Source organism: Streptomyces sp. KR80, assembly GCF_052245555.1.
In the GTDB taxonomy this organism is placed as follows: Bacteria; Actinomycetota; Actinomycetes; order Streptomycetales; family Streptomycetaceae; genus Streptomyces.
Genome location: NZ_JBQQCD010000004.1, coordinates 342,297 through 366,846 on the forward strand (window position 1 = coordinate 342,297; position 24,550 = coordinate 366,846).

The 24,550-nt window shown below is 70.4% G+C and carries 22 protein-coding genes, 1 pseudogene and 1 riboswitch; of the genes and pseudogenes, 14 read left to right on the top strand and 9 right to left on the bottom strand.

From position 1 onward, the window contains the following. The first annotated feature begins 26 nt into the window (after positions 1 to 26). The 4 genes and pseudogenes from frr to ACTWQI_RS09085 all read left to right on the top strand — a co-directional run bounded on the left by frr (position 27) and on the right by ACTWQI_RS09085 (position 2,592). On the top strand, positions 27 to 584 hold the full coding sequence (gene frr / locus ACTWQI_RS09070) for a ribosome recycling factor (protein ID WP_443269207.1): 558 nt from the start codon (positions 27 to 29) through the stop codon (positions 582 to 584). After that, positions 584 to 1,657 (top strand): phosphatidate cytidylyltransferase, encoded by a 1,074-nt coding sequence (locus ACTWQI_RS09075; RefSeq protein WP_443269209.1) that lies wholly within the window; start codon positions 584 to 586, stop codon positions 1,655 to 1,657. Before frr ends, ACTWQI_RS09075 begins: the two co-directional genes overlap by 1 nt. A gap of 278 nt (positions 1,658 to 1,935) precedes the next feature. Further along, positions 1,936 to 2,133 (top strand): annotated as a pseudogene (locus ACTWQI_RS09080) (transposase); the annotation flags it as partial. Positions 2,134 to 2,154: 21 nt separating this feature from the next. Beyond that, a complete protein-coding gene (locus tag ACTWQI_RS09085) occupies positions 2,155 to 2,592 on the top strand; it encodes a cytidine deaminase (protein ID WP_443269211.1) in 438 nt (145 codons plus the stop codon). A 43-nt stretch (positions 2,593 to 2,635) separates the two neighbouring features. Here the strand turns inward: ACTWQI_RS09085 and ACTWQI_RS09090 are convergent, their stop codons facing one another. Both ACTWQI_RS09090 and ACTWQI_RS09095 read right to left on the bottom strand, forming a co-directional pair. Then, entirely contained in the window at positions 2,636 to 2,791 is a 156-nt protein-coding gene (locus ACTWQI_RS09090; RefSeq protein ID WP_443269213.1) for a hypothetical protein, read from the bottom strand. 124 nt (positions 2,792 to 2,915) lie between these two features. Beyond that, positions 2,916 to 3,392: a hypothetical protein gene (locus ACTWQI_RS09095; RefSeq protein ID WP_443269215.1), complete on the bottom strand. Its 477-nt coding sequence runs from the start codon at positions 3,390 to 3,392 to the stop codon at positions 2,916 to 2,918. Positions 3,393 to 3,891: 499 nt separating this feature from the next. Here ACTWQI_RS09095 and ACTWQI_RS09100 point away from each other — a divergent pair, with 499 nt between their 5' ends. From ACTWQI_RS09100 to ACTWQI_RS09120, 5 genes are all read left to right on the top strand, one after another. Next, a complete protein-coding gene (locus ACTWQI_RS09100) occupies positions 3,892 to 4,140 on the top strand; it encodes a DUF7660 family protein (RefSeq protein WP_443269217.1) in 249 nt (82 codons plus the stop codon). A gap of 140 nt (positions 4,141 to 4,280) precedes the next feature. Further along, positions 4,281 to 5,429: a 23S rRNA (adenine(2503)-C(2))-methyltransferase RlmN gene (gene rlmN / locus ACTWQI_RS09105; RefSeq protein ID WP_443269218.1), complete on the top strand. Its 1,149-nt coding sequence runs from the start codon at positions 4,281 to 4,283 to the stop codon at positions 5,427 to 5,429. A 22-nt stretch (positions 5,430 to 5,451) separates the two neighbouring features. Continuing rightward, positions 5,452 to 5,557, top strand: a riboswitch (TPP riboswitch). Beyond that, positions 5,553 to 6,632, top strand: coding sequence for a thiamine ABC transporter substrate-binding protein (locus ACTWQI_RS09110; RefSeq protein WP_443269220.1), 1,080 nt, complete (start codon positions 5,553 to 5,555; stop codon positions 6,630 to 6,632). Its footprint overlaps the riboswitch before it by 5 nt. Before the next feature lie 56 nt (positions 6,633 to 6,688). Next, a complete protein-coding gene (locus tag ACTWQI_RS09115) occupies positions 6,689 to 8,326 on the top strand; it encodes an ABC transporter permease (protein ID WP_443269222.1) in 1,638 nt (545 codons plus the stop codon). After that, complete coding sequence (locus tag ACTWQI_RS09120; protein ID WP_443269224.1) at positions 8,323 to 9,354, top strand: ABC transporter ATP-binding protein; 1,032 nt, start codon at positions 8,323 to 8,325, stop codon at positions 9,352 to 9,354. The genes ACTWQI_RS09115 and ACTWQI_RS09120 overlap by 4 nt, the downstream gene beginning before the upstream one ends. 127 nt (positions 9,355 to 9,481) lie before the next feature. On the opposite strand, the gene ACTWQI_RS09125 is transcribed toward ACTWQI_RS09120, so the two are convergent. From ACTWQI_RS09125 to ACTWQI_RS09140, 4 genes are all read right to left on the bottom strand, one after another. Beyond that, complete coding sequence (locus tag ACTWQI_RS09125) at positions 9,482 to 10,696, bottom strand: hypothetical protein (protein WP_443269226.1); 1,215 nt, start codon at positions 10,694 to 10,696, stop codon at positions 9,482 to 9,484. Next, positions 10,678 to 11,406, bottom strand: coding sequence for an ABC transporter ATP-binding protein (locus tag ACTWQI_RS09130; RefSeq protein WP_443269228.1), 729 nt, complete (start codon positions 11,404 to 11,406; stop codon positions 10,678 to 10,680). Before ACTWQI_RS09130 ends, ACTWQI_RS09125 begins: the two co-directional genes overlap by 19 nt. Before the next feature lie 170 nt (positions 11,407 to 11,576). Further along, a complete protein-coding gene (locus ACTWQI_RS09135; RefSeq protein ID WP_443269230.1) occupies positions 11,577 to 13,265 on the bottom strand; it encodes a thiamine pyrophosphate-binding protein in 1,689 nt (562 codons plus the stop codon). Positions 13,266 to 13,317: 52 nt separating this feature from the next. Next, complete coding sequence (locus tag ACTWQI_RS09140; protein WP_443269232.1) at positions 13,318 to 14,793, bottom strand: sodium:solute symporter; 1,476 nt, start codon at positions 14,791 to 14,793, stop codon at positions 13,318 to 13,320. Between the two features lie 155 nt (positions 14,794 to 14,948). Here ACTWQI_RS09140 and ACTWQI_RS09145 point away from each other — a divergent pair, with 155 nt between their 5' ends. Both ACTWQI_RS09145 and ACTWQI_RS09150 read left to right on the top strand, forming a co-directional pair. Further along, a complete protein-coding gene (locus tag ACTWQI_RS09145; protein WP_443269345.1) occupies positions 14,949 to 16,427 on the top strand; it encodes a PucR family transcriptional regulator in 1,479 nt (492 codons plus the stop codon). Positions 16,428 to 16,538: 111 nt separating this feature from the next. Then, positions 16,539 to 17,123, top strand: a complete 585-nt coding sequence (locus tag ACTWQI_RS09150) for a DM13 domain-containing protein (protein ID WP_443269234.1) — start codon at positions 16,539 to 16,541, stop codon at positions 17,121 to 17,123. 69 nt (positions 17,124 to 17,192) lie between these two features. Here the strand turns inward: ACTWQI_RS09150 and ACTWQI_RS09155 are convergent, their stop codons facing one another. Continuing rightward, a complete protein-coding gene (locus tag ACTWQI_RS09155; RefSeq protein WP_443269236.1) occupies positions 17,193 to 18,554 on the bottom strand; it encodes an aspartate aminotransferase family protein in 1,362 nt (453 codons plus the stop codon). A 2-nt stretch (positions 18,555 to 18,556) separates the two neighbouring features. Next, a complete protein-coding gene (locus ACTWQI_RS09160) occupies positions 18,557 to 19,030 on the bottom strand; it encodes an Lrp/AsnC family transcriptional regulator (protein WP_443269238.1) in 474 nt (157 codons plus the stop codon). Between the two features lie 180 nt (positions 19,031 to 19,210). Here ACTWQI_RS09160 and ACTWQI_RS09165 point away from each other — a divergent pair, with 180 nt between their 5' ends. Continuing rightward, positions 19,211 to 20,650, top strand: a complete 1,440-nt coding sequence (locus ACTWQI_RS09165; protein WP_443269240.1) for a gamma-aminobutyraldehyde dehydrogenase — start codon at positions 19,211 to 19,213, stop codon at positions 20,648 to 20,650. A gap of 105 nt (positions 20,651 to 20,755) precedes the next feature. Here ACTWQI_RS09165 and ACTWQI_RS09170 read toward each other — a convergent pair whose 3' ends face one another. Continuing rightward, positions 20,756 to 21,778 carry an adenosine deaminase gene (locus tag ACTWQI_RS09170; RefSeq protein WP_443269242.1) on the bottom strand — a complete coding sequence of 341 codons (1,023 nt, stop codon included), beginning with the start codon at positions 21,776 to 21,778 and terminating at the stop codon, positions 20,756 to 20,758. A gap of 119 nt (positions 21,779 to 21,897) precedes the next feature. On the opposite strand from ACTWQI_RS09170, the gene ACTWQI_RS09175 reads away from it, so the two are divergent. Beyond that, positions 21,898 to 22,590: a DUF4190 domain-containing protein gene (locus ACTWQI_RS09175; RefSeq protein ID WP_443269243.1), complete on the top strand. Its 693-nt coding sequence runs from the start codon at positions 21,898 to 21,900 to the stop codon at positions 22,588 to 22,590. 435 nt (positions 22,591 to 23,025) lie between these two features. Further along, a complete protein-coding gene (locus ACTWQI_RS09180; RefSeq protein WP_443269245.1) occupies positions 23,026 to 24,540 on the top strand; it encodes a gamma-aminobutyraldehyde dehydrogenase in 1,515 nt (504 codons plus the stop codon). Positions 24,541 to 24,550 lie beyond the last annotated feature (10 nt).

The following is a 24,550-nucleotide window of genomic DNA, read 5'->3' on the forward strand; positions in this document are numbered from 1 at the left end:
CTCACTCACGAGACCAGGAGCAAGTGGTGATCGAAGAGATCCTCCTCGAGGCCGAGGAGAAGATGGAGAAGGCCGTCGTGGTCGCCAAGGAGGACTTCGCCGCGATCCGCACGGGGCGGGCTCACCCGGCGATGTTCAACAAGATCGTGGCGGACTACTACGGTGCGCTGACGCCGATCAACCAGCTGGCGTCGTTCTCGGTGCCCGAGCCGCGCATGGCGGTGGTGACCCCCTTCGACAAGAGTGCGCTGCGCAACATCGAGCAGGCGATCCGCGACTCCGACCTGGGAGTCAACCCGACCAATGACGGCAACCTCATCCGGGTGGTGTTCCCCGAGCTCACCGAGGAGCGCCGTCGCGAGTACATCAAGGTCGCCAAGGGCAAGGGCGAGGACGCGAAGATCTCGATCCGCAGCGTCCGCCGCAAGGCCAAGGAGAGCATCGACAAGCTCATCAAGGACGGTGAGGTCGGCGAGGACGAGGGCCGCCGCGCCGAGAGGGAGCTCGACGAAACCACCGCGAAGTACGTCACGCAGGTGGACGAGCTGCTCAAGCACAAGGAAGCCGAGCTGCTCGAGGTCTGATGAACGACGCATCCTGGGGGGGCCGCCCCACGTCCGCGGCCGGTGGGGTCCCCCCTGAGGGCAGGGGGCGAACCCCGTCGGCCACCGGCTTCTGGGGAGCGCCCGACCAGGGGCCTGCCTCGGCGGGTCCCGCGCATGGTCCGTCCGAGGCGGCGCAGACTCGGCCCATGCCCATCGTGCCCGATTCCGGCGGAGACCAGGACGACCGTGACCGGGCGGCTGCTCGGCGCAGTGGCCCCTCGGCGCAGAAGCGTCAGCGGAAGCGCGCTGGGCGCGACCTCCGGGCCGCGATAGGAGTCGGCCTAGCGCTGGGCGCGGTGATCATCGCTTCACTCTTCATCGTGAAGGCCGTCTTCGTCGCGGTGATCGCTGCCGCCGTGGTCGTGGGCCTCTGGGAGCTGTCCTCGCGGCTCTCGGAGAAGAAGCACATCAGGATCCCCCTGGTGCCGCTCGCGGTCGGCGGCGTCGCCATGGTCGTCACCGGGTACGCGCGGGGCGCCGAGGGCGCGTGGGTCGCCATGGCCCTCACCGCGCTCGCGACGCTGGTCTGGCGGATGGCCGAGCCGCCGCAGGACTATCTCCGGGACGTCACTGCCGGGGTCTTCGCAGCCTTCTACGTGCCGTTCCTGGCCACGTTCGTGGCGCTGATGCTGGCTGCCGAGGACGGCGCCTGGCGGGTCCTCACGTTCCTGGTGCTCACGGTCGTCAGTGACACCGGGGCGTACGCGGTGGGCTGGCGCTTCGGCAAGCACAAGCTGGCGCCGCGGATCAGCCCGGGCAAGACCCGGGAGGGACTGCTCGGTGCGGTGGCCTTCGCGATGGCCGCCGGGGCGCTGTGCATGGAGCTCCTGATCGACGGCGGCAGCTGGTGGCACGGGCTGCTGCTCGGCCTCGCCGTGGCCGCTAGCGCGACCCTGGGCGACCTCGGGGAGTCCATGATCAAGCGGGACCTCGGGATCAAGGACATGGGCAACCTGCTGCCGGGCCACGGCGGGATCATGGACCGGCTGGACTCGCTGCTGCCGACCGCCCCTGTGGCCTGGCTACTGCTGGTGATCTTCGTCGGCGGCTAACGCAGCCATTTGCGCCTAAACCGGCGCCGCTCTCGCGCACCTGGTTGCTCGCCGTTGGGGTTACTCAAGCGGTGGTTCCGGTACTTACGGCCTCACGCCTCCCATGGCGAGGGGCCGTACGTACGTCTGCGGCACTGGTGCAGTTGTGCCTGCACCTGGAGAACTCACCCGCCGCTTAGGGCGTTCCGCCCTCTCACCAGCGAGTTTCTCGCTAGGAAGAGCCATTGCGTCGTGTCTGGGCCGTCCACGGGCCGTAAGCAGCCACCGTTTCGCAGTTCACCTACACCCCAACCAACTCATCGTGGCTGAACCGCATCGAAGCCCAGTTCACCGCCCTGCGCTACTTCACCCTCGACGGCACCGACCATCCCAGCCACAAAGAGCAAGGCATGATCCGCCGCTACATCATCTGGCGAAACAAGCACACCGCCGATGCTCGTCTGCGCACCATCATCACCAGGGCCAATGTCGCCTGACATTGCATGAAGGCAGAGAAGATGACCACACAGACTAACCGCGTCGACCATGAACTGATCCAGGCCGCGGCGCATGTCGCGGCCACTCGCTGCCGGGGCGACAACCACACCATGGCGGCTGCGGCCCGCGCCCGTGACGGCCGGATCGTCACCGCGGTGAACGCCTACCACTTCACCGGAGGCCCTTGCGCGGAGCTGGTCGTCATCGGCGCTGCGGCCGCACAAGGTGCCTACGACCTGGACACCATCGTCGCCGTGGGCGACCGCGACCGTGGTGTGGTACCCCCATGCGGCCGCTGCCGCCAGGTTCTCCTCGACTACTTCCCAGCCCTCAAGGTCATCGTCGGCGCAAGCGAGACTCTCCGAACCGTCTCCATCACCGACCTGCTTCCCGAAAGCTACATCTGGGCGGACCACCAGCTCGACGCCGAGCAAACTGCACCACTCAGCACAAGCTGACATCCGAGGCGGTTACAGGGGCAAACGTTGCCTGCTACGGGCACTAGTGGGACAGCGTGTCCCAGAAGTACACGTAGTATGCGGCGACGGCGATCGCGCCCGCGAGGAAGCCGAGACCCGATGCGATGAGGGCCTTGCCGAGAGGACTCAAGCGGCGCAGGCGTTTCTTCTTGGGAGCGGTGGCGCTGGAATGGATCACGGGAGAAGTTTCCCAGGCGCCTGCCGTTCTCCTGGGCGGGGCCCTGGTCCTGTCCCGGCGATCATGGTGGTGGTGCGGTCGGCGGCATGCTTGTTCCGCCTGATGATGTAACGGCGGGGAGCGACTACGTACTGAGCCCCCTGTCCGGCCGAGCGAACAGTGTCTTCGCATTGCTGTTCAGCTGGGCGAACCCTTCGACCATCTGGGCGGCGACCCGCCAGCCGGAGGGTTGCTCCCCGGGCTGGAACTCCCAGCGGTGGAAGGCGAGTCCAGTGAATTGCTCGCTCACCGCCGCCCCAGGCTGCCTGCGCCGCAGAAAGAACCAGAGCCGGGTCCTGGCGCCCCACCGGCTGCCGGGCAGCGGGTCCGGGTCGGAGATCTGCCGGATCTCATGGGCCTCGTCGAAGAACTCCGAACGGGTCTGGAGGAACTCGCGCAGCCCGTCGCTGCCCTGCCATACATAGCCGTCCACGAACCCGGTTCGGAAATCAGCGGTCAGGACCTCGTCCAGCATCACCTCGGCGGGCGCGTGGCTCTGCAGAAGTACGAAGTACCGCTCGATGGTGTCCATCATCACCGGTGCCGACAGACCGTTCGGCATGACCAGCCTCCGTGCGTCGGTCGGCAGATCATTTCCGTGCTCGCGTCATTTCCATGCTCGCGCCGTTCGGCACCGGCCGCCACCTGTGACCGGACGGACGCCCGCGGTCTACCGCGATCGGTATCGGCGCCTCTCAGCCGGACGGTGGGCTGCGCGGTCATTGCCGTAGAGGGCCGAAGCAATGCAGGGCGGTGAACTGCGCTTCGACCCGGTTGAGCCGTCCGAAGCGGCGGGAAGCCTCCGAGCGAGGCCATGGTTCGTTCAACCACCCAGTGGTGTCGGCATCTGCCACGCGGAACCCTCGGCTTAGGCGAGGCGCCTCGGTGGCCGCTCGTGCCAGACGTGTGCCAGATGGGTCGGTCAATCACGGTCAATGGCGGCGCAAGGCGGTCGGAGTGACCGATCCGCGGCCGTGAACAGCAACAGGTGTAGTGACCAGCGGAGACGGGCCCCCGATGATCCCGAGGCTTACAATCGCGAGGCCAGTAGGGTCCCCGTCATGAAGCCGTCTCCTGAGCAAGTGGATAGCCGAGAAGCGCTTGCGTCGTTTGTGCGGTCTCTGCACCGCAGCTACGTCGATCACGACGGCTCATGGGAAAACGCTGACCTCGGCAGCTTCCTGGAGGGCCTCGCGGCATGGGTCGACGATGCGGCCGGCTGGTACCAGAACGTGGGCCAGGACCTTCCCGTCAACGGGGACTGGGCGTTCTTCGCCCGAGCCCTGAGCGCAGCGACTGTCTACGAGTAGTGCCACTGCCGCGGACGAGTGCTGGGCCGTCTCTGGGCCGTGCGAGGTTGGCCAACGGTGACAGAGGACCACCGGGGGTGACAGTCGTCCCACCGTTCTGGCCTGGGGCGTGCTAGTCGATCTGCGACACTGGTGAAGTTATGCCTGCACCTGGAGAACTGACGTTTGTCGCGCCGCGCGGAGCCAAGAAGCCGCCGCGGCACCTTGCCGACCTCACGCCCGCTGAGCGCCGTGAGGCCGTCGCCGCACTCGGCGAGAAGCCCTTCCGCGCCAATCAGGTGTCACGGCACTACTTCGCCCGGTACGCAGACGACCCCGCGTCGTGGACCGACATCCCCGCGGCGGCGCGCGAGAAGCTCGCGGCCGGGCTGCTGCCCGACCTGATGTCCGTGGTGCGGCACGTCTCGTGTGACAACGACAGCACCCGCAAGACCCTGTGGCGGCTCTTCGACGGCACGCTCGTCGAGTCCGTGCTGATGCGCTACCCGGACCGGGTCACCATGTGCATCTCCTCGCAGGCGGGCTGTGGCATGAACTGTCCGTTCTGCGCCACCGGACAGGCGGGCCTCGACCGCAATCTGTCGACGGCCGAGATCGTGCACCAGATCGTCGCCGCCATGCGGGACTTGCGCGACGGGGTCTTCGGGGGCCCGGGGACCGCGGCGTCCTCAGACGGCACCGACGTTTCGGGTGGGCGGACGCGGCTGTCCAACATCGTCTTCATGGGCATGGGCGAGCCGCTCGCCAACTACAACCGGGTCGCCGCCGCCATCCGCAGGCTCACCGACACCGAGCCGGATGGCCTGGGTATCTCCCAGCGAGGTATCACCGTCTCGACCGTCGGTCTGGTGCCGGCGATGCGGCGGTTCGCCGACGAGGGCTTCAAGTGCCGTCTCGCGGTCTCCCTCCACGCCCCGGACGACGAACTGCGCAACACGCTCGTCCCCGTCAACACGCGATGGAAGGTCCGGGAGGTGCTGGACGCGGCGTGGGAGTACGCGGAGAAGTCCGGCCGCCGAATCTCCATCGAGTACGCGCTGATCAAGGACATCAACGACCAGGCATGGCGAGCCGATCTGCTCGGCCGGCTCCTCAAGGGACACCGGGTGCACGTCAATCTCATCCCGCTCAACCCCACCCCCGGGTCGAAGTGGACGGCATCGCGCCCTGAGGACGAGAAGGCGTTCGTGGCCGCGTTGGAGGCCCATGGCGTGCCCGTCACCGTACGGGACACCCGGGGCCAGGAGATCGACGGAGCCTGCGGGCAGCTCGCCGCCACCGAGCGCTGATACTGTGCTTTCGCACAAATGAACCATCCGACAGGGGAGCGCGCAGAGCGCTGAGAGTGCGGCACGGCCGCAGACCCTTTGGACCTGATCCGGGTCATACCGGCGTAGGGAGTCAGCTCACTCATGAACATCGACCTTCGGCATGCCGTCGTCACCGCGCTCGTCGGCGTACTCGGCGCCTCGACCCTCGTCGCCTGCGGCGGCGGAGCAGGGGACTCCGAGGAGAGCGGCGCGAAGACCAAGACCGTCACGCTCGTCAGCCATGACTCCTTCAAGGCCTCGAAGGCGGTCCTGAAGGAGTTCACCGAGCAGACCGGCTACACGGTCGAGGTGCTGCGCGGCGGAGACGCCGGAGCCGCTCTCAACCAGGAGATTCTGTCGAAGGGCAATCCGCGCGGCGATGTCTTCTTCGGCGTGGACAACACGCTGCTCTCGCGCGCGCTGGACAAGGACCTGTTCACCCCGTACGAGGCGAAGGGCCTCGACCGGGTTCCGGCCGCGCTCCGGCTCGACGAGGACGAACACCGGGTCACCCCGGTCGACTTCGGCGACATCTGCGTCAACTACGACCGGAAGTACTTCACCGACAAGAAGCTCGCGCCGCCGCAGACCTTCGCCGACCTGATCAAGCCCGCGTACCGGAATCTCCTCGTCACCCAGAACGCGGCCACCTCCTCGCCGGGCCTCGGCTTCCTGCTCGGCACGGCGGCCGAGTACGGGGACGACCGCTGGCTGGACTACTGGAAGAAGCTGAAGGCCAACGGTGTGGAGGTCGTGGACGGCTGGGAGCAGGCGTACTTCGACCGCTTCTCCGGCGCAGGCAAGGGCGACAAGCCGCTGGTGGTCTCCTATGCGTCGAGCCCGCCCGCCGGGGTGCTCGAGATGAAGTCGCTGCCCGAACAGGCCCCCACCGGCGTCGCGACCGGCACCTGCTTCCGGCAGGTCGAGTTCGCCGGGCTGCTGGACGGAGCCGAGAACGAGCGGGGCGGCAAGGCGCTGCTCGACTTCCTGCTGAGCAGGACCTTCCAGGAGGACGTGCCGCTGCAGATGCTCGTCAACCCCGTCCGGCAGGACGCGAAGGTGCCCGACGTGTTCACCCGCTACGGCGAGAAGATCGACGCCCCGGCCGCCCTGGCGCCGGAGAAGATCGCCGAGAACCGTGACCAGTGGGTTGAGCAGTGGTCCTCGCTGGTCCTGAAGTAGGGCCCGCCCAGACGTCCGGGCGGCCCGGTGCACGCCGCCCGGGCTCGAAGGTCGCGGTGCGCGTCGGCTTGATGGCCGTGCCCATCGCGTTCTTCGCCGTCCTCTTCGCCTATCCGGTCTCGGCCATCGTCGGCCGGGGCCTCCGGGCGGGCGGTCACTGGCAGCTGGGCCGGGTCGGCGAGGTGCTGTCCGACCCGGAGGTGCTGCACGTGCTGTGGTTCACGCTGTGGCAGGCGGCCGCCTCGACCGGCTTCACCCTCTTGATCGCGCTGCCCGGGTGTTACGTCTTCGCCCGGTTCGACTTCCCCGGCAAGGAGCTGCTGCGGGCCGTTGTGGTCGTGCCGTTCGTGCTGCCCACCGTCGTCGTCGGCTCCGCCTTCCTGGCGTTGCTGGGCCGCGGCGGCATGCTGGACGAGCTGCTGGGCGTCCGGCTGGACACCACGGTATGGGCGATCCTGCTCGCGCACGTCTTCTTCAACTACGCGGTCGTGGTCCGTACGGTCGGGGGGCTGTGGGCCCAGCTCGATCCGGGCCAGGAGGAGGCGGCGCGGGTGCTCGGTGCGAGCCGTCTCCAGGCCTGGCGGCGGGTGACGCTGACCGCGCTCGCGCCTTCCGTGGCCGCGGCCGCGCTGATGGTCTTCCTCTTCACCTTCACGTCCTTCGGTGTCGTCCAGATCCTCGGCGGGCCGCGCTTTGCCACGCTGGAGGTCGAGATCTACCGGCAGACCGCCCAGTTGCTGGATCTGCCGACCGCCGCCGTTCTCACGCTGGTGCAGTTCACCGCGGTCCTCGCGATCCTGGCGCTGCACGCCTGGACCGTACGCCGCCGTGAGACGGCGCTGAAGCTGGTCGATGCCTCGCGGACGGCGCGGCGCCCCCAGGGTCCGGCCCAGTGGGCGCTGCTGTGGAGTGCGCTGGCCGTCGTCGCGCTGCTGATTCTCCTGCCCCTGGGCGTCCTGGTGGAGCGTTCCCTCGCCGGCCCCGACGGATACGGGTTCGCCTTCTACCGTGCGCTGCAGTCAGCGGCCGACAGCGGCGGGACCTTCGTCGTGGCTCCGCTGGAGGCCGTCTGGAACTCGCTCCGGTACGCCGTGGTGGCGACGGCGATCGCCCTCGTGGTGGGCGGACTCGCGGCCGCCGCGCTGACCCGCCGGGCGGGCCGGGTCCTCCGGGGCTTCGACGCCCTGCTCATGCTGCCGCTCGGCGTCTCCGCCGTGACCGTCGGCTTCGGCTTCCTGATCACCCTGGACGAGCCGCCGCTGGATCTTCGCTCGTCCTGGTTCCTGGTGCCCCTGGCTCAGGCACTGGTCGGTGTGCCGTTCGTCGTACGGACCATGTTGCCGGTGCTGCGCGCGGTGGACGAGCGGCTGCGCGAGGCGGCGGCGGTGCTCGGTGCCTCGCCACTACGGGCCTGGCGCGAGGTGGACCTGCCGCTGGTACGGCGCGCGCTGCTGGTGGCGGCGGGCTTCGCGTTCGCCGTCTCGATCGGCGAGTTCGGCGCGACGGTGTTCATCGCGCGGCCGGACAACCCGACGCTGCCGGTGGCCGTCGCGCGGTTCCTGGGGCGCGCGGGAGAGCTCAACTACGGGCAGGCGATGGCGTTGAGCACCGTTCTCATGCTGCTCTGCGCCGGGGCGCTGCTGGCGCTGGAGCGGGTCCGCACCGACGCCTTCGGGGGAGTGTTCTCCCGATGACCCTGCTTCGGCTGGACGCGGTGTCCGTGCGCTTCGGGGAGCGTACAGCGCTGGACGCCGTGGACCTGGAGGTCGCCGAGCACGAGACGGTGTGTGTGCTGGGGCCCAGCGGCAGCGGCAAGTCCACCCTGCTGAGGGTCGTCGCCGGCCTGCAGCAGGCGGATTCCGGGCGGGTGCTGCTGGCGGGCCGCGACCAGTCCGGGGTACCGGCGCACCGGCGCGGGGTGGGCCTGATGTTCCAGGACCACCAGCTCTTCCCGCAGCGGGACGTCGGCGGGAACGTCGAATTCGGGCTGCGGATGCGCAAGGTCGCGCGGTCCGAGCGGCAGCGCGCGGTCGCCGAACTGCTCGACGTGGTGGGTCTGCCGGGCGCCCAGCGACGGTCTGTCACCGCGCTGTCGGGCGGGGAGCAGCAGAGGGTCGCCCTGGCCCGTGCGCTCGCGCCCGAGCCGAGGCTGCTGATGCTCGACGAGCCCCTGGGACAGCTCGACCGGAGCCTGCGGGAGCGGCTGGTCGTCGAGTTGCGGGAGCTGTTCCGCCGGTTGGGGACGACGGTGCTGGCCGTCACCCACGACCAAGGGGAGGCGTTCGCCCTGGCCGACCGGGTGGTGGTGATGCGGGCGGGGCGCATCGAGCAGACCGGCACGCCGCTGGAGGTCTGGCAGCGGCCGGCGTCGGAGTTCGTCGCCCGCTTCCTCGGCTTCGACAACGTGGTGGAGGCGACCGTGCGCGGCGCGGTGGCTCAGACGCCCTGGGGCGAACTCCCCGTGCCGGAAGGCTCCGCCCAGGGGCCGTGCCGCCTGCTCGTCCGCCCGGCCGGGGTGCGGCTCACCTCGGTGACGGAGGGCCTGGCCTGTACGGTCGCGGCGCGCAGCTTCCGGGGCAATCACGTGGCGTTGTTGCTCCGGCCGGACAACGGGCCGCATCTGGAGGCGGCCTGCGCCCTGCGGGACGCGCCGGAGCCAGGTGAGCGGGTGGGCGCCGCCTTCGAGGCGGAGGACGTGGTGGTCCTGCGGCCTGCCGACTGACTGTCGTCAGTCGGCGGACCGCGGCGAACTACGCCGCGCCGCCCGCGTGGTCGGCCGCCTCGAGGGGAGGCGTCACGGCCCAGGGCTCGAGGCGCGGGACGCCGGGGGCGCGGGACAGCGGTGGCGGTCAGCGGGAGAGGGGCAGCGCGGCGAGCTCCGCCACGAGCCAGGTGAGCGGGGCGAGTACCCCCACCATCAGGGCGCCGCGCAGCGCCGCCGCACGGCGAAGCATGGTGGTGGAGGCGCCGAAGCGCACCAGCGCCGCCGTCGTCTCGCTCCGCGCTCCCTTGGTCTCCAGTGCCGCCGTGAGGACGGTCGCCGTCGCGCACGCCATCACCAGCGCCGCCCCGATCCCCGTCAGGGGACCGAACGGGCGGTCACCGCCTCCGTCCAGCGTCGTCCCGTACAGCTGGGTCGCGGCCAGCGCCCCCGAGGCGATCGCGCACAGAACGCCGAGCGGACGCCCGATCCGATGGGCCTCCTCCTGCAGGGCACGGCCGGACAGCAGCCGGAGCGCGCCCGGACGGCCCGCCGCGAGCAGCCGTCCGCACAGGTGGGTGACGCCGGGACAGGCGAGGACGAGGCCGGTGGCGATGAGCATCCAGCCGCCGACGACTCCGGGAGGGATGGAGTCCAGGCGGCCGGGCAGCGGCAGCACGGTTTTCGAGGAGGGGGGAGTGGCGCGGCCCGCATACGCCCCCAGCGCGATCCCTGCCGCCGTCAGGGCGACTCCCCAGGGCAGGCCCGTCGCGACCGTCGCGCGGGTACGGGCGCTCGTCGTCTCATTGGCGGCCGCGGGCTGCCCGGGATCGGGTGCACTCCCCGGACGCGGTTTCCGTGGCCGCAGTGCGATCGCCACGGTGGCACCCGCCACGGCGGGTGCCACGAAGAGCAGGGTCAGCACCCCGGCGAAGGGCAGCGGCTGGCCGGCGCCGAGCGTGTCCGCCGCCCCGCCCCCGTACGGCACCTGACCCAGGTCACCGCGCAGGTACAGGAAGCCGAGCAGCGCGAAGACACTGCCCAGCGTGCAGGAGACGGCGGTCGTCACCGCGGCCAGCAGCGCCAGCCGCACCGGGCCGAGACCGGCCGAGGACAGTCCGGGAGGCGGGTGCGCCCCCGGGTCCGTACGGGCCACGGCGACGGCGAGCTGTGCGGCCGCAGCCAGCGGGCCCGCGCACCACAGGAGCCGTACGGCCGAGCCGGACGCCTCCTCCGGGTGCCCGAGCGCGTAGCCGAGCGTGGACAGGAGGAGGAAGCCGACACCGGCCGAGGCGGCGGAGACCATCAACCGGCGCAGCAGGACGAGGGGATGGGTGCCGCGGGCTAGACGGAGAGCGAGCACTCGGCCCTGCCCTCCGCGTCGGGAGCGGGGATGCCGCCCACCCGTCGGCCGTCGACCAGCGTGATCGTACGGTCCGCCAGCGCCGCGATCTCCGCGTCGTGCGTGGCGAGCGCCACCGTGATGCGGTGCGAGCGCGCGGCCGTGGTGAGCGTGCGCAGCACGTGGGCGCGGTCGGCCCGGTGCAGTGGCGCGGACGGCTCGTCGGCGAACAGCACCGACGGCTTGGCGGCCAGCGCGCGGGCGATTGCGATGCGCTGCCGTTGCGCCTGCAGGAGCCCGGCGGGCCGCTTCCGGGCGCAGTCACCGACATCGAGCCGCTCCAGCCACTCCATGGCGGCGGTCCGCGCCGCGCGGTGCGGGGTGCCGCGCAGCAGCAGCGGCAGGGCGGCGTTCTCCCAGCCGGTCAGCTCGGGCACCAGTTGCGGCTTGGTGTCGATCCAGCCGAAGCGGTCCCTGCGCAGCCTCTCCCGGCCGATCGCGCCCAGCGTGTGCACCGGGGCGCTGTTGAACCACACCTCGCCGCTCTGCGGAGCCAGTTGACCGGCCAGACAGCGCAGCAGCGTCGTCTTGCCGCTGCCGCGCGGCCCGGTGACGGCCAGGATCTCGCCCTCACGGATGCCGACGGAGACGCCGACGAGGGCGGGAGTTCCGCTGTGTGCGTAGTGCAATGACCGTGCCCACAGCACGTCGTTGTCCGGCGGGGCCTCCATGGCGAACACCTCGGCTTACCTACGACAGTCCGTTCCTTGGCCGATGAACGAACGCGAGCCCATACGGTCACTGGCACCGTAGGGACTCGGGCGCGTGCGAGGCGGGTTTACGCTGCGGGTCGGGCCAGGTTCCTCCGAACGGGCTCGTATCCGCCCGACGTGTCGGTCCGTCAGTCGGAGCCGTCGTCGTCCGCCAGGTGCGTCGGGGCGAACATCCGCAGGAGGGCGGGCAGGACGACGACAGACGGGCCCGGCGTCGCGAAGGCCGCAGCGAGGTCCTCCCGCAGCCCCTCCGGCGAGCTGCGCACAGCGGGGACTCCGAACGACTCGGCGAGCGCGACGAAGTCCGGCCGGGCCAGCTCGGTGCCGGTCGCCTCGCCGAAGGTGTCGGTCATGTACTCGCGGAGGATGCCGTAGCCGCCGTCGTCGACGATCAGCCAGGTGACGGGCAGGTCGTACTGGCGAGCGGTGGCCAGCTCGGCGATCGAGTACATGGCGCCGCCGTCACCGGAGACGGCCAGCACAGGCTGGGGAGCACCCCCAGGGGAGGAGCCGGTGCGGAGGGCCGCCGCGGTGGGTCGACGCGCGGCGGTGGCCGCTCCCAGCGCAGCGGGAAAGCCGTAGCCGAGTCCGCCCGCTCCCTGGGCGGAGTGCAGCGCGCCGCCGCGCGGGTCGAACGCGGACCAGGCCCAGTAGGCCAGGATCGTCATGTCCCAGAAGCTGGGGGCGCCGTCGGGCAGCGCGTCGCGTACGGCGGCGAGCACCCGCTGCTCCAGATCCAGGTCCTGGGCGGTGATGCGGTCCCGGACACGGGTCAGCAGGTCGGCGACGGCCTTGCCGGCGTCGCCTTCCGGGCGTCGGCCGACCCGGTTCGCGAGTTCGGCGAGCGCGAGACGGGCGTCGGCGTGGATGCCGAGCGCGGGGTGGTTGGACTCCAGCTTGCCGAGGTCGGCCTCGATCTGGACGACCCGGCCGCGAGGCCGGAAGGTGTAGTAGTTCGAGGAGAGTTCACCGAGACCGGAGCCGACGACGAGCAGGACGTCGGCGTCTTCGAGGAAGTCGGTGGTGTGCCGGTCCTCCAGCCAGGACTGCAGCGAGAGGCGGTGCTCCCAGGGGAAGGCGCCCTTGCCGCCGAAGGTGGTGGCGACGGGGGCGTCCAGCTTCTCGGCGAGCGCGAGGAGTTCGGCGTGCGCTCCGGCGCGCACCACGCCGCCGCCGGCGAGGATCACCGGTCGCGCGGCGCCGTCCAGCAGCCGTACGGCTTCTGCCACCAGCTCGGGACGGGGTGGGAGCGGGCGCGGCTCGGTGCTCAGGGAGACGACGGGGGGTACGGACGTGGGCGCGAGCAGCACGTCCTGCGGGATCTCCACCCACACCGGACCGCACGGCGCCTCCAGTGCGGACGCCCAGCCCGCGGCGAGCGCGTTGGGGATCTGCGAGGCCGTACGCACGGTGTGCACGGACTTCACGACATCGCGGAACGAGGCCTTCTGGTCGATGAGTTCGTGCAGATAGCCGTGGCGACCGCCACCGAGTCCCGCAGTCGGTACCTGGCTGCTGATGCCCAGCACGGGCGCCGACGCGGCGGCCGACTCCTGGAGCGCGGCGAGCGTCATCAGCGCTCCGGGCCCGGTCGACACGAGCAGCGGGGCCACACCTCCGGTCACGCGCGCGTAGGCGTCCGCCGCGAAGCCCGCGTTGTTCTCCACCCGCAGCCCGACGTAGTCGAGCGAGGAGCGGCGCAGCGCGTCGAACGTGCCGAGCGCGTGTTGTCCCGGCAGCCCGAAGACGGTCCTCGCGCCGAGCGCGGTGAGGGACTCGACGACGAGGTCCCCGCCGTTGCGCTGCGCTGTGCTCATGGGGGGTGTGCCCTTCTGGGGTGGTCGTGCGGGCGGCAAGCCCGGGCAGGGATCAGATGTTCGCTGGGGCCGGGGCGGTTCCGGTGGGCTCTTCCGCCGGGGTCTCACCCGCCAGGCGGCGGCGCCAGGCGGCGAGTACGGCCGCGTCCGTGGGCTCGGTGGCCAGACTGACCGCCACATAGGCGCCAAGCGAGGCCAACAGTCCGTAGTAGATGGGCTCGTTGGCCAGGATGCCCTGGGACGTCATCAGGGCGACGACCGCGACGCCGCCCACGCCGACCGAGGCGAGCGCGCCCGCTGCCGTGCCGCGCTTCCACAGCAGTCCGCCGAGGATCGGCACCAGGAGACCGCCGACCAGGAGGTTGTAGGCCACGGTCAGCGCCTCGACCACGTTGTTCAGTGCGATCGCGATGCAGATCACCGCGACACCCATGATCAGGATGAAGGCCCGGTTGTCCTTCACCTCGTCGTGCGCCGCTTCCCCTCCCGACGACCGCACCTTGCCGCGCAGCCGCGACCAGATGTCGTTGTTCGCGACCGTCGCGCAGGCGATCAGCGCGCCCGAGGACGTGGACATCACCGCGGACAGGGCGGCGGCGAGGACGAGCCCCTTGACACCGATCGGCAGGGCGTCCCTGACGACGGTGGCGAACGCGTCGTCGGCGCTGCCCAGTTTCGGGTACAGGACCTTGGCCGCGGTGCCGATGACGGAGCCCGCGACGGCGTACCCGAGGCAGTACACGCCCGCCGCCGTACCACCCAGCTTGGCGACCCTGTCGCTGCGCGCGGTGAACACCCGCTGCCAGATGTCCTGCCCGATGAGCATGCCGAACGAGTAGATCAGCACATAGGTGAAGACGGTCTGCGCGCCGATGCTCATGGGGGAGAAGTAGTCGTCCGGCAGCTCGGCGGCCATCCGGGAGAAGCCGCCCGCCTTGATGACCGCGATCGGGAGCAGCAGGAGCAGCACACCGACGGTCTTCACCACGAACTGCACCATGTCGGTGAGCGTGATCGACCACATGCCGCCGAGGGTTGAGTAGCAGACGACGATCGCGCCGCCGAGGATGATCGCGAGGAGCCGGTCGAGACCGAAGATCACGTCGAAGATGGTGGCGTAGGCGATGGTCGAGGTGACCGCGAGCATGAGGGTGTAAGCCCACATGACGACGCCCGAGATGAGGCCGGAGGAGCCGCCGTAGCGCAGGTCCAGCATCTGGCTGACGGTGTACACCTTCAGCCGGGCGATACGGGCGGAGAAGAAGATGCTCAGTGCCAGCAGGCCGAGGCCGATGGTGAAGACCATCCAGGCGCCGGAGAGCCCGTACTGGTAGCCGAGCCCGACACCGCCGATCGTGGATGCGCCGCCGAGGACGATCGCCGCCATCGTGCCGGAGTACATTCCGGGGCCCAGCCGACGCCCGGCGACCAGGAACTCGCTCTTGGACTTGGCGCGGCGCATGCCCCACCAGCCCATGGCGAGCATCCCCGCCAGATACACGACGATCACTGCGTAGTCGACGGCCATGGGGCCTCCTCAGTCCGACATGGGTCCTTCGGGTTCAGCCATGGGGGTTCGTGCTGCTGCGGTGTGACCCTAGGTGTCGCCGACCTGGCCGAGAAGTGTACGTTTCCTCCAGCGATGGGTTCTCCAACGTACGAATCATCCATGGGGGTCCGGTGCTGACCGAGCTCGTTCCGCCCACCCAACCGGTCCCGCTCTCCGTCCTGCTGGGCCAGGCGGACCTGGGCCTCCGCCAGGTCGCAGGACCACGCGAGGACCGGCCGGTGTACGCCGTGCACACCAGTGAGATGGCGGACCCGGTCCCGTATCTGCTGGGCGGGGAGATGCTGCTCAGCGCGGGCGTGCACTGCCCGGGTACGGAAGGTGCCGACGCCTACTGGGACCGCTATGTCTCGCGCACGGTCGAGGCGGGCGCGGCGGCGCTCGGATTCGGTATCGCACCGGTCCACGACACCGTGCCCCCGGCGCTGCTTGAGGCCTGCGACCGGAACGGGTTGCCGCTCGTCGAAGTGCCTCGGGAGACCACGTTCACGGCCGTGGCCCGCGCCATGTGGCAGTCCGCGGCGGAGCGGCGCCATCACGAGCTGCGCCGGATGACGGAGGCGCAGCAGGCCCTGGCGAGTGCGGCCGCCCGAGCCCATCCCGTACCGGCCGTGCTCCGGCAGCTGGCGCAGCATCTGGGCGGGTGGGCGGTGCTGCTCGGCCCGGACGGCGCGGAGCTGTCCGGGGCCGGTACGCGCCCCGCGCGGGAGGCGTCGGCGGCGCTGGCCGCACTGGCGGCCCGGCTGCGGCCCGGGCCGTCCTCGGCGGCGGACACCGTGGGGGAGCTCCACCTCAGCGTGTACGGGCTGCCGGGCCCGGCGCCGTCGGACGGCCGGCTGGCCCTGGGCGTCTGCGCGGCGCAGAGGGACGCGGTCGACGGCGCGATCGTCGGAGTCGCCGTCGTCCTGCTCTCCTTGCTGACCGGACGGCGCGAGGGGAGCGCGGACGCCGGCCGCTCGTCCGCTCTGGTCCGCCTCATGCTGGGGGCGGTGCCGAAGGACGTGGCGCCGCTGGTCGGGCAGGCTCCGGACGCGCGGTGGACGGTGGTCCACGGGCGGCGGAAGGGCCGGGCACGCGCGGGAGAGGCGCTCTGGGCGGCCGAGCTCGCCGCCGGTCTTGGCACGACGCTGATCGACCTCGACGGGGACGGTCTGCGAGCCCTGGTGCCGGGGAGCGGAGGCGTCCGGGCGCAGCCCGGATGGACCCTGGGCACGAGCGCTCCCGTGGGGGCCGAGGACCTGGCGCGCGGCGATGTGGAGGCGGCGCGTGCGCTGCGCCGCGCGCTGGCCGAGCGTGCCCCGCTCGTCGGGCATCGGGCCGACGCCGCCGCGGGCGTGGCCTCGCTCGTCGCGCCGGACGAGGCGCGTGCCCTGGCCCGGGCGCGGCTCGCCCCGCTGGACGGTTCACCCGCTCTCGTCGAGACGCTGCGCGTCTGGCTGTCATTGCACGGCAGTTGGGACCGCACAGCCGTTGCACTGGACATTCACCGGAACACCGTCCGCCAGCGGATCGCCCGGACCGCCGAGCTGCTCGACACGGAGCTGAGCGATCCCGACGTCCGGATGGACCTGTGGTTCGCCCTGAAATGGTGCTGATCTCCCGAGCCGCGCCGCGACCGTAAGTACTCCGTAACCCGTCCGCAGGTGACGGAAGGGTGCCGCTTCGCATCGAATGTGGTGGAGCACGGCAACGCGTGGGAGGCAAGGATGAGTCGTCCGTCGGGTCTGGTACGGAAGCCGCTGGTGATGTGGGTGCTGGCGGTCGGCCTCGTGGCCGTCGCGGCGGGCCTGTACCTGTTCCAGCCGTGGCGGCTGTGGACGGACCGGACCGTGAATGAGGCGCTGCCCTCGGCCGCACCCTCGTCGGGCCCTGCGGAGCGGTCCCCGGAGCCGGGCGGACCCGGCAACTCCGGCGAACCCGATGCGCAGGCCGGCCCCGTGACGCTGGCCGTCGGCGAGTTCATCACGCATGAGCACCCGACGACGGGCACGGTGAAGGTGCTGCGGCTGCCGGACGGTTCCCGGGTCCTGCGCCTGGAGAACCTCGACACCAGCGACGGCCCGGACCTGCGGGTCTGGATCACCGACGCGCCGGTGAAGCCGGGCAAGGCCGGGTGGGACGTGTTCGACGACGGCGCCTACCTCAGCCTGGGCAGGCTCAAGGGCAACAAGGGCAGTCAGAACTACGCGCTGCCCGCCGACGCGAACCTGGACATCTATACGAGCGTGAGCATCTGGTGCGACCGGTTCAACGTCTCCTTCGGAGCCGCCGAGTTGGCCCGCCGCCCCTGATACGGCTCCGACCCTCCCCCGCGGAGGGATGGGGCCGCGGGGGAGGGTCGGAAGCGTCGGGGGACCGGGTCAGATCTTGGTCCAGGCTTCGGTGAGGACCTGGCGGACGATCTGCTCGATCTCGTCGAAGGTCGACTGGTCGGAGATCAGCGGCGGGGACAGCTGGATGACCGGGTCGCCACGGTCGTCGGCGCGGCAGTACAGGCCGTATTCGAAGAGCTTCTTCGAGACGAAGCCGTAGAGCACGCGCTCCGACTCCTCGGCCGTGAACGACTCCTTGGTGGCCTTGTCCTTGACCAGCTCGATGCCGTAGAAGAAGCCGTTGCCGCGGACGTCGCCGACGATCGGCAGGTCGTGCAGCTTCTGCAGGGTCCGCAGGAACGCCGACTCGTTGTCCAGCACGTGCTGGTTGAGGCCCTCGCGCTCGAACAGGTCGAGGTTGGCCAGTGCCACCGCGGAGGAGACCGGGTGGCCACCGAAGGTGTAGCCGTGCAGGAAGGTGTTGTCGCCCTGGTAGAAGGGCTCGGCGATGCGGTCGGAGATGACGGCGGCGCCGATCGGGGAGTAGCCCGACGTCATGCCCTTGGCACAGGTGATGACGTCCGGCACGTAGCCGAACTTGTCACAGGCGAACATCGTGCCGAGCCGGCCGAAGGCGCAGATGACCTCGTCGGACACGAGCAGCACGTCGTACTGGTCGCAGATCTCCCGGACCCGCTGGAAATACCCGGGCGGCGGCGGGAAGCAGCCACCGGCGTTCTGCACCGGCTCCAGGAAGACCGCGGCGACGGTGTCGGGGCCCTCGAAGAGGATCTGGGCCTCGATCTGGTCGGCGGCCCAGCGGCCGAAGGCCTCCGGGTCGTCGCCGTGGATCGGTGCGCGGTAGATGTTGGTGTTCGGCACCTTGTGCGCGCCGGGGACCAGCGGCTCGAACGGGGCCTTCAGGGCGGGCAGGCCGGTGATGGACAGGGCGCCCTGCGGAGTGCCGTGGTAGGCGACGGCCCGTGAGATCACCTTGTACTTGGTGTGGTTGCCGCGCAGCTTGTGGTACTGCTTCGCGAGCTTCCACGCGGTTTCGACGGCCTCTCCGCCGCCCGTGCTGAAGAAGACCTTGTTGAGATCACCCGGGGCGTAGTGCGCCAGACGCTCGGCCAGCTCGACGGCCTTGGGGTGGGCGTAGGACCACACCGGGAAGAAGGCCAGTTCGCGGGCCTGCTTGGCGGCGACCTCGGCCAGCTCCTGACGGCCGTGCCCGGCCTGCACCACGAACAGACCCGCGAGCCCGTCGAGGTACTTCTTGCCCTTGTCGTCGTAGATGTAGGTCCCCTCGCCGCGGACGATGGTGGGCACGGGGGCGTTCTCGTACGACGACATGCGGGTGAAGTGCATCCACAGGTGGTCGTACGCCGTCTTGGAGAGGTCGGCGCTCATGGCTATCTGGTTCCCCAGGTGTAGGTCTGTTTCTTGAGCTTCAGATAGACGAAGCTCTCGGTGGAGCGCACGCCGGGAAGCGTGCGAATCCGCTTGTTGATCATTTCCAGGAGGTGGTCGTCGTCCTCGCAGACGATCTCCACGATGAGGTCGAACGAGCCCGCGGTCACGACCACGTACTCGACCTCGTTCATCTCGGTGAGCGCGTCGGCCACCGGGTCGAGGTCCCCCTCGACATTGATGCCGACCATGGCCTGCCGCCGGAATCCCACGGTGAGCGGGTCGGTGACGGCGACGATCTGCATCACGCCCTGGTCGAGCAGCTTCTGTACGCGCTGCCGGACGGCGGCTTCGGACAGGCCGACCGCCTTGCCGATCGCCGCGTAGGGACGGCGGCCGTCCTCCTGGAGCTGCTCGATGATCGCCAGGGAGACGGCGTCGATGGTCGGGCTGCCGTTCTTGTCTCGTGTGGCCACGTCCCCACTGTGCACGAGTCCTCGTCCGTCTGGCAACCCCGGATCAATGAAATTCGTCGTTGCGTCGATGGAATCTCACTGATTTCGTAGATTGCGGGGTGGCGGTATGTTGAAAACGTCGGCCCCATGGCTAGGGTGGATCTGTCTCACCCATCGGACATCTGACAGGAGGGGTGGCAAGTGACCACCGAGCTGCGTCGTCTGCGCAACTACATCGACGGGGAGTTCCGGGACGCCGCCGACGGGCGGACCACGGAGGTGGTCAATCCGGCCACGGGAGAGGCCTACGGCACCGCGCCGCTCTCCGGCGCCGCCGACGTGGACGCCGCGATGGCCGCCGCCGAGGCCGCGTTCCCGGCCTGGCGCGATCTCGTACCGTCCGAGCGGCAGAAGGCCCTGCTGAAGATCGCGGACGCGGTCGAGGCGCGCGCCGAGGAACTGGTCGCCGTCGAGTCGGAGAACACGGGCAAGCCGATCGGGCTCACCCGATCCGAGGAGATCCCGCCGATGGTGGACCAGATCCGCTTCTTCGCGGGTGCCGCCCGGCTGCTCGAGGGACGCTCCGCGGGCGAGTACATGGAGGGCCTGACCTCGATCATCCGGCGCGAGCCGGTCGGCGTCTGCGCCCAGGTCGCCCCGTGGAACTACCCGATGATGATGGCCGTGTGGAAGTTCGCCCCGGCGCTCGCCGCGGGCAACACGGTCGTCCTCAAGCCCTCCGACACCACCCCCGCCTCGACGGTGCTGCTCGCCGAGATCATCGGCGAGATCGTGCCCAAGGGCGTCTTCAACGTGGTGTGCGGCGACCGTGACACCGGCCGCCTGATGGTCGAGCACGACGTCCCGGCGATGGCCTCCATCACCGGCTCCGTGCGGGCGGGCATGCAGGTCGCCGAGAGCGCGTCGAAGGACCTCAAGCGGGTCCATCTGGAGCTCGGCGGCAAGGCCCCGGTCGTGGTCTTCGAGGACACCGACATCGCCAAGGCGGTCGAGGACATCTCCGTCGCGGGCTACTTCAACGCCGGGCAGGACTGCACGGCCGCGACCCGGGTCCTGGTCCACGAGTCCATCCACGACGAGTTCGTGGCGGCCCTCGCCAAGGCCGCCGCCGACACGAAGACCGGGCAGCCGGACGACGAGGACGTGCTCTTCGGTCCGCTCAACAACGCCAACCAGCTGGCCCAGGTCAGCGGCTTCATCGAGCGGCTGCCCTCGCACGCCAGGGTCGAGGCGGGCGGCCACCGCGTCGGCGACAAGGGCTTCTTCTACGCACCCACCGTCGTCTCCGGGCTGAAGCAGGACGACGAGATCATCCAGAGGGAGGTCTTCGGCCCGGTCATCACCGTCCAGCGGTTCACGGACGAGGACCAGGCCGTCTCGTACGCCAACGGCGTGGAGTACGCGCTCGCATCGTCGGTGTGGACCAAGGACCACGGCCGTGCGATGCGGATGTCGAAGAAGCTCGACTTCGGCTGCGTGTGGATCAACACCCACATCCCGCTGGTGGCCGAGATGCCGCACGGCGGCTTCAAGAAGTCCGGCTACGGCAAGGACCTGTCGGCGTACGGGTTCGAGGACTACACGCGCATCAAGCACGTGATGACGTCCCTGGACGCCTGATCGGGCCTGATCACTGCGCGGTGGCGTGCCCTGACCGGATGTCGGGGCACGCCACCGCCGCCCTTCCTCACCGGTGTGGCTGCGCGCCGGGACTGACCAGGGCGACTAGCCGAGCCAGGAGGCGGTGTAGTCGTCGATCTCGGCGGTGAGTTTGGCCTTGGCCGAGGGGTCCATGAAGGAGGCCTCGACCGCGTTCTTGGCGAGGTCGGCCACGCCGCTCTCGTCGAGGTCCAGCAGGCGGGCCGCGATGCCGTACTCCGTGGTGAGGTCGGTGCCGAACATGGGCGGGTCGTCGCTGTTGATGGTGACCAGCACACCCGCCTCGACCATCTCCTTGACCGGGTGCTCGTCGAGGTGGGTCACGGCGCGCGTCGCGATGTTCGAGGTCGGGCAGACCTCGAGCGGGATGCGGTGTTCGGCGAGGTGCTCCAGCAGCCGCGGATCCCGGACGGCGCTCGTACCGTGCCCGATCCGTTCGGCGCGCAGTTCGTGCAGCGCGTCCCAGACCGTCTGCGGGCCCGTGGTCTCGCCGGCGTGCGGGACGCTGTGCAGCCCGGCCGCGACGGCACGGTCGAAGTACGGCTTGAACTGCGGCCGGGGGACGCCGATCTCCGGGCCGCCGAGTCCGAACGAGACCAGCCCCTCGGGCTGGAGGTCCACGGCGATGCGCGTGGTCTCCTCGGCGGCCTGCAGGCCGGCCTCGCCGGGGATGTCGAAGCACCACCGCAGCACGACGCCGAGGTCCGCCTCCGCCGCCCGGCGGGCGTCCTCGACGGCTTCGACGAAGGCCACATCCGGGATGCCGCGGCGGGTCGAGCTGAAGGGCGTCAGGGTCAACTCGGCGTACCGAATGCTCTGGCGGGCCATGTCGCGCGCGACCTCATACGTCAGCAGGCGGACGTCCTCGGCGTCGCGGATCAGGTCGACCACGGACAGATAGACCTCGATGAAGTGGGCGAAGTCCCGGAAGGTGAAGTAGTCGACCAGCGCTTCGGGGTCGGTGGGCACCTTGGAGTCGGGGTGCCGGGCGGCGAGCTCGGCGACGATACGAGGAGAGGCGGATCCGACATGGTGCACATGCAGTTCGGCCTTGGGCAGCCCGGCGATGAAGGTGTGCAGATCGGCCATCAATCCTCCTGAAGACGTTCGGTGCCGGGCGCCGGCTCATCGTAAGCACGGACGGACAGGGCTCGGACGCGGCCGGGGCACAGGCCGTAGCATTGCCGGACATTCACAGGGGAGGGAACATGTCCGACAACGCCGCAAGCCCGCAGCCCGAGCCCGCCGAAGAACGCGATCCGTGGGCTCCGCCGGAGCAGCCGGTGTCGCTGGACAAGCCGCAGTACGGCGCGCCCCGGGCGGCCGGCCCGCCACCGGCGACGGCCATGCCCGCCCCGCCGTCCGGAACCGGCGCGGTGCCGCCGCCCCCGATCGCGCCCACCGGTCCCGGCCAGCCGGGCCCCTACGGCTCCCCGTACGGCGGCAGTCCGTACGGCACCGCCGGCTACGGCGGAGCCCAGCCGGGCGGCTACCCCGGATATCAGGGCCATCCGGGCAGTGGCTACGGCCAGGGCTGGCAGGCGATGCCGATGGGGCCCAGCAACGGCTTGGGCGTCGCCGCCCTCGTGCTCGGGATCATCGGCACCGTCCTGTTCTTCGCGAACGTCTTCGCCGTCATCCTCGGGATCCTGGCCATCATCTTCGGCGCGGTCGGCCGGGCGAAGGCGGCCAAGGGCGAGGCGACCAACGGCGGGCAGGCTCTGGCGGGGCTGATCCTCGGAGTTGTCGCGATCGTCGCCGCCATCGGCTTCCTCGTGGCGATCATCGCCGCCTCCGATGACTTCGAGGGCGAATCCGAACAGGAACCGTTCAGCAGCTCGCTCGTATGGGACGTGCGAGATCTGCCGGGCGCACCGGACGGATCGTTCATCCGCCGCTGACGCGCAGCCGCGCTCTCGCGCCTTAATCAGCGCACATCCCGGCACGGTATGGGTCTGGGGTCTCCCCAGACCCATACCGTCCACCGTGAACGGCGCGGGCCGCCTCCCCTGGCCCGCGGCATGGCCGACGTGGCGGATCCGCCGCGGCCCCCGTACGTGACCCGCTCCCCGCGGACGGTCTTGCCCAAGACCGTCCGCTTCCCCATGCCCAGCTCCCCAAGGCTCCCCATGCCAGGTGAGTCTCGCAGTCGCCACTGACAGTCCGTACGCCAGTCAAGATCGCGACCCGACGCCATGCACGTAATTCGTCGCGTAATCAAAAGGCAACAACGGAATCCCTTGTTCATGCCCTGCTCCTCTGTCAGGATCGGCCCTCAATCGAAGCTGGAGCTACGCCGCCCGCCGTCGCGGGGGCGGTCGGCGGAGGAGAGCGACATGAGCAATCCCTTCCAGGCGCGGGAGCGCTTCGCCGACGGCGCTCACTACATCGCCGGGCAGCTGCGCCCCGGCACATCGGGCCGTCAGCACACGGTCGTCGACCCGGCGACCGGCGATTCGGTGTACACCTATGAGCTCGCCGGAACGGCCGACGTCGACGACGCCGTGGCGGCCGCCGCGCGAGCCTTCCCGCAGTGGTCGGATGCGACCCCCGGCGAGCGCTCCGACGCGATGCACCGCTTCGCGACCGTGCTCACGGCGCAGGCCGAGGACCTCGCTCGCGCAGAGTCGCTCCAGTGCGGAAAGCCGATCAAGCTGTCCACCGAGTTCGACGTGCCCGGCACCGTCGACAACGCCGCCTTCTTCGCGGGCGCCGCCCGCCGGCTCGACGGCGTGGCGGCAGGGGAGTACAGCGGCGACCACACCTCGTACGTGCGCCGTGAGCCGATCGGTGTCATCGGGTCCATCGCCCCCTGGAACTACCCCCTCCAGATGGCCGCCTGGAAGGTCCTCCCGGCCATCGCCGCCGGCAACACGATCGTTCTGAAGCCGGCCGAACTGACCCCGCTCACTTCGCTGATGTTCGCGCAGGCCGCGACCGAGGCCGGCATCCCCGACGGCGTGGTCAACATCGTCAGCGGCGCGGGCCGGGACGCCGGCGAGCATCTGGTCGGACACCCGGCCGTGGCCATGACCTCCTTCACCGGCTCGACGGCCGTCGGCAGGCGCGTCGCCGAGATCGCCACCGGCACCGTCAAGCGGCTCCACCTCGAACTCGGCGGCAAGGCCCCGTTCGTCGTCTTCGACGACGCCGACCTCGAGGCCGCGGTGCACGGCGCGGTCGCCGGCGCCCTGATCAACACGGGTCAGGACTGCACCGCCGCCACGCGCGCGTACGTCCAGCGCCCGCTCTACGACGCCTTCGTGTCCGGCGTCGCCGATCTGATGTCCACCGTGCGCCTCGGCGACCCCTTCGACCCGGCGACCGACCTCGGACCGCTCGTTTCGTACGCCCAGCGCGACCGCGTCGCGGGCTTCGTCGACCGGGCGCGGGCGTACGCCACCGTCGTCACCGGTGGCGAGGCGCCGGGCGGCGAGCTGGCGCGTGGCGCGTACTACCGCCCCACCTTGGTCACCGACGCGGACCAGGGAAGCGAGATCGTCCAGTCCGAGATCTTCGGCCCGGTCCTCGTCGTCCTCCCCTTCGACAGCGACGACGACGGGCTGGCGCTCGCCAACGACACCCCGTACGGCCTGGCCGCCTCGGCCTGGAGCCGGGACGTGTACCGGACGGGCCGGGCGACCCGCGAGATCAGGGCGGGCTGCGTCTGGGTCAACGACCACATCCCGATCATCAGCGAGATGCCCCATGGCGGCTATCGGGCCTCCGGCTACGGCAAGGACATGTCGGCCTACTCCTTCGAGGAATACACGCAGATCAAGCACGTCATGCAGGACATCAAGGGTGTCGCGCGCAAGGACTGGCACCGCACCGTTTTCGCAGACCGTTAACTCATCCCGG

Bases quoted from the DNA above. Each gene is read 5' to 3' on its own strand.
- ACTWQI_RS09075 (WP_443269209.1), top strand. From the start codon at position 584: ATGAACGACGCATCCTGGGGGGGCCGCCCCACGTCCGCGGCCGGTGGG.
- ACTWQI_RS09085 (WP_443269211.1), top strand. From the start codon at position 2,155: ATGACCACACAGACTAACCGCGTCGACCATGAACTGATCCAGGCCGCG.
- ACTWQI_RS09095 (WP_443269215.1), bottom strand. From the start codon at position 3,392: ATGCCGAACGGTCTGTCGGCACCGGTGATGATGGACACCATCGAGCGG.
- ACTWQI_RS09100 (WP_443269217.1), top strand. From the start codon at position 3,892: ATGAAGCCGTCTCCTGAGCAAGTGGATAGCCGAGAAGCGCTTGCGTCG.
- rlmN (WP_443269218.1), top strand. From the start codon at position 4,281: ATGCCTGCACCTGGAGAACTGACGTTTGTCGCGCCGCGCGGAGCCAAG.
- ACTWQI_RS09110 (WP_443269220.1), top strand. From the start codon at position 5,553: ATGAACATCGACCTTCGGCATGCCGTCGTCACCGCGCTCGTCGGCGTA.
- ACTWQI_RS09120 (WP_443269224.1), top strand. From the start codon at position 8,323: ATGACCCTGCTTCGGCTGGACGCGGTGTCCGTGCGCTTCGGGGAGCGT.
- ACTWQI_RS09130 (WP_443269228.1), bottom strand. From the start codon at position 11,406: ATGGAGGCCCCGCCGGACAACGACGTGCTGTGGGCACGGTCATTGCAC.
- ACTWQI_RS09135 (WP_443269230.1), bottom strand. From the start codon at position 13,265: ATGAGCACAGCGCAGCGCAACGGCGGGGACCTCGTCGTCGAGTCCCTC.
- ACTWQI_RS09140 (WP_443269232.1), bottom strand. From the start codon at position 14,793: ATGGCCGTCGACTACGCAGTGATCGTCGTGTATCTGGCGGGGATGCTC.
- ACTWQI_RS09150 (WP_443269234.1), top strand. From the start codon at position 16,539: ATGAGTCGTCCGTCGGGTCTGGTACGGAAGCCGCTGGTGATGTGGGTG.
- ACTWQI_RS09155 (WP_443269236.1), bottom strand. From the start codon at position 18,554: ATGAGCGCCGACCTCTCCAAGACGGCGTACGACCACCTGTGGATGCAC.
- ACTWQI_RS09170 (WP_443269242.1), bottom strand. From the start codon at position 21,778: ATGGCCGATCTGCACACCTTCATCGCCGGGCTGCCCAAGGCCGAACTG.
- ACTWQI_RS09175 (WP_443269243.1), top strand. From the start codon at position 21,898: ATGTCCGACAACGCCGCAAGCCCGCAGCCCGAGCCCGCCGAAGAACGC.
- ACTWQI_RS09180 (WP_443269245.1), top strand. From the start codon at position 23,026: ATGAGCAATCCCTTCCAGGCGCGGGAGCGCTTCGCCGACGGCGCTCAC.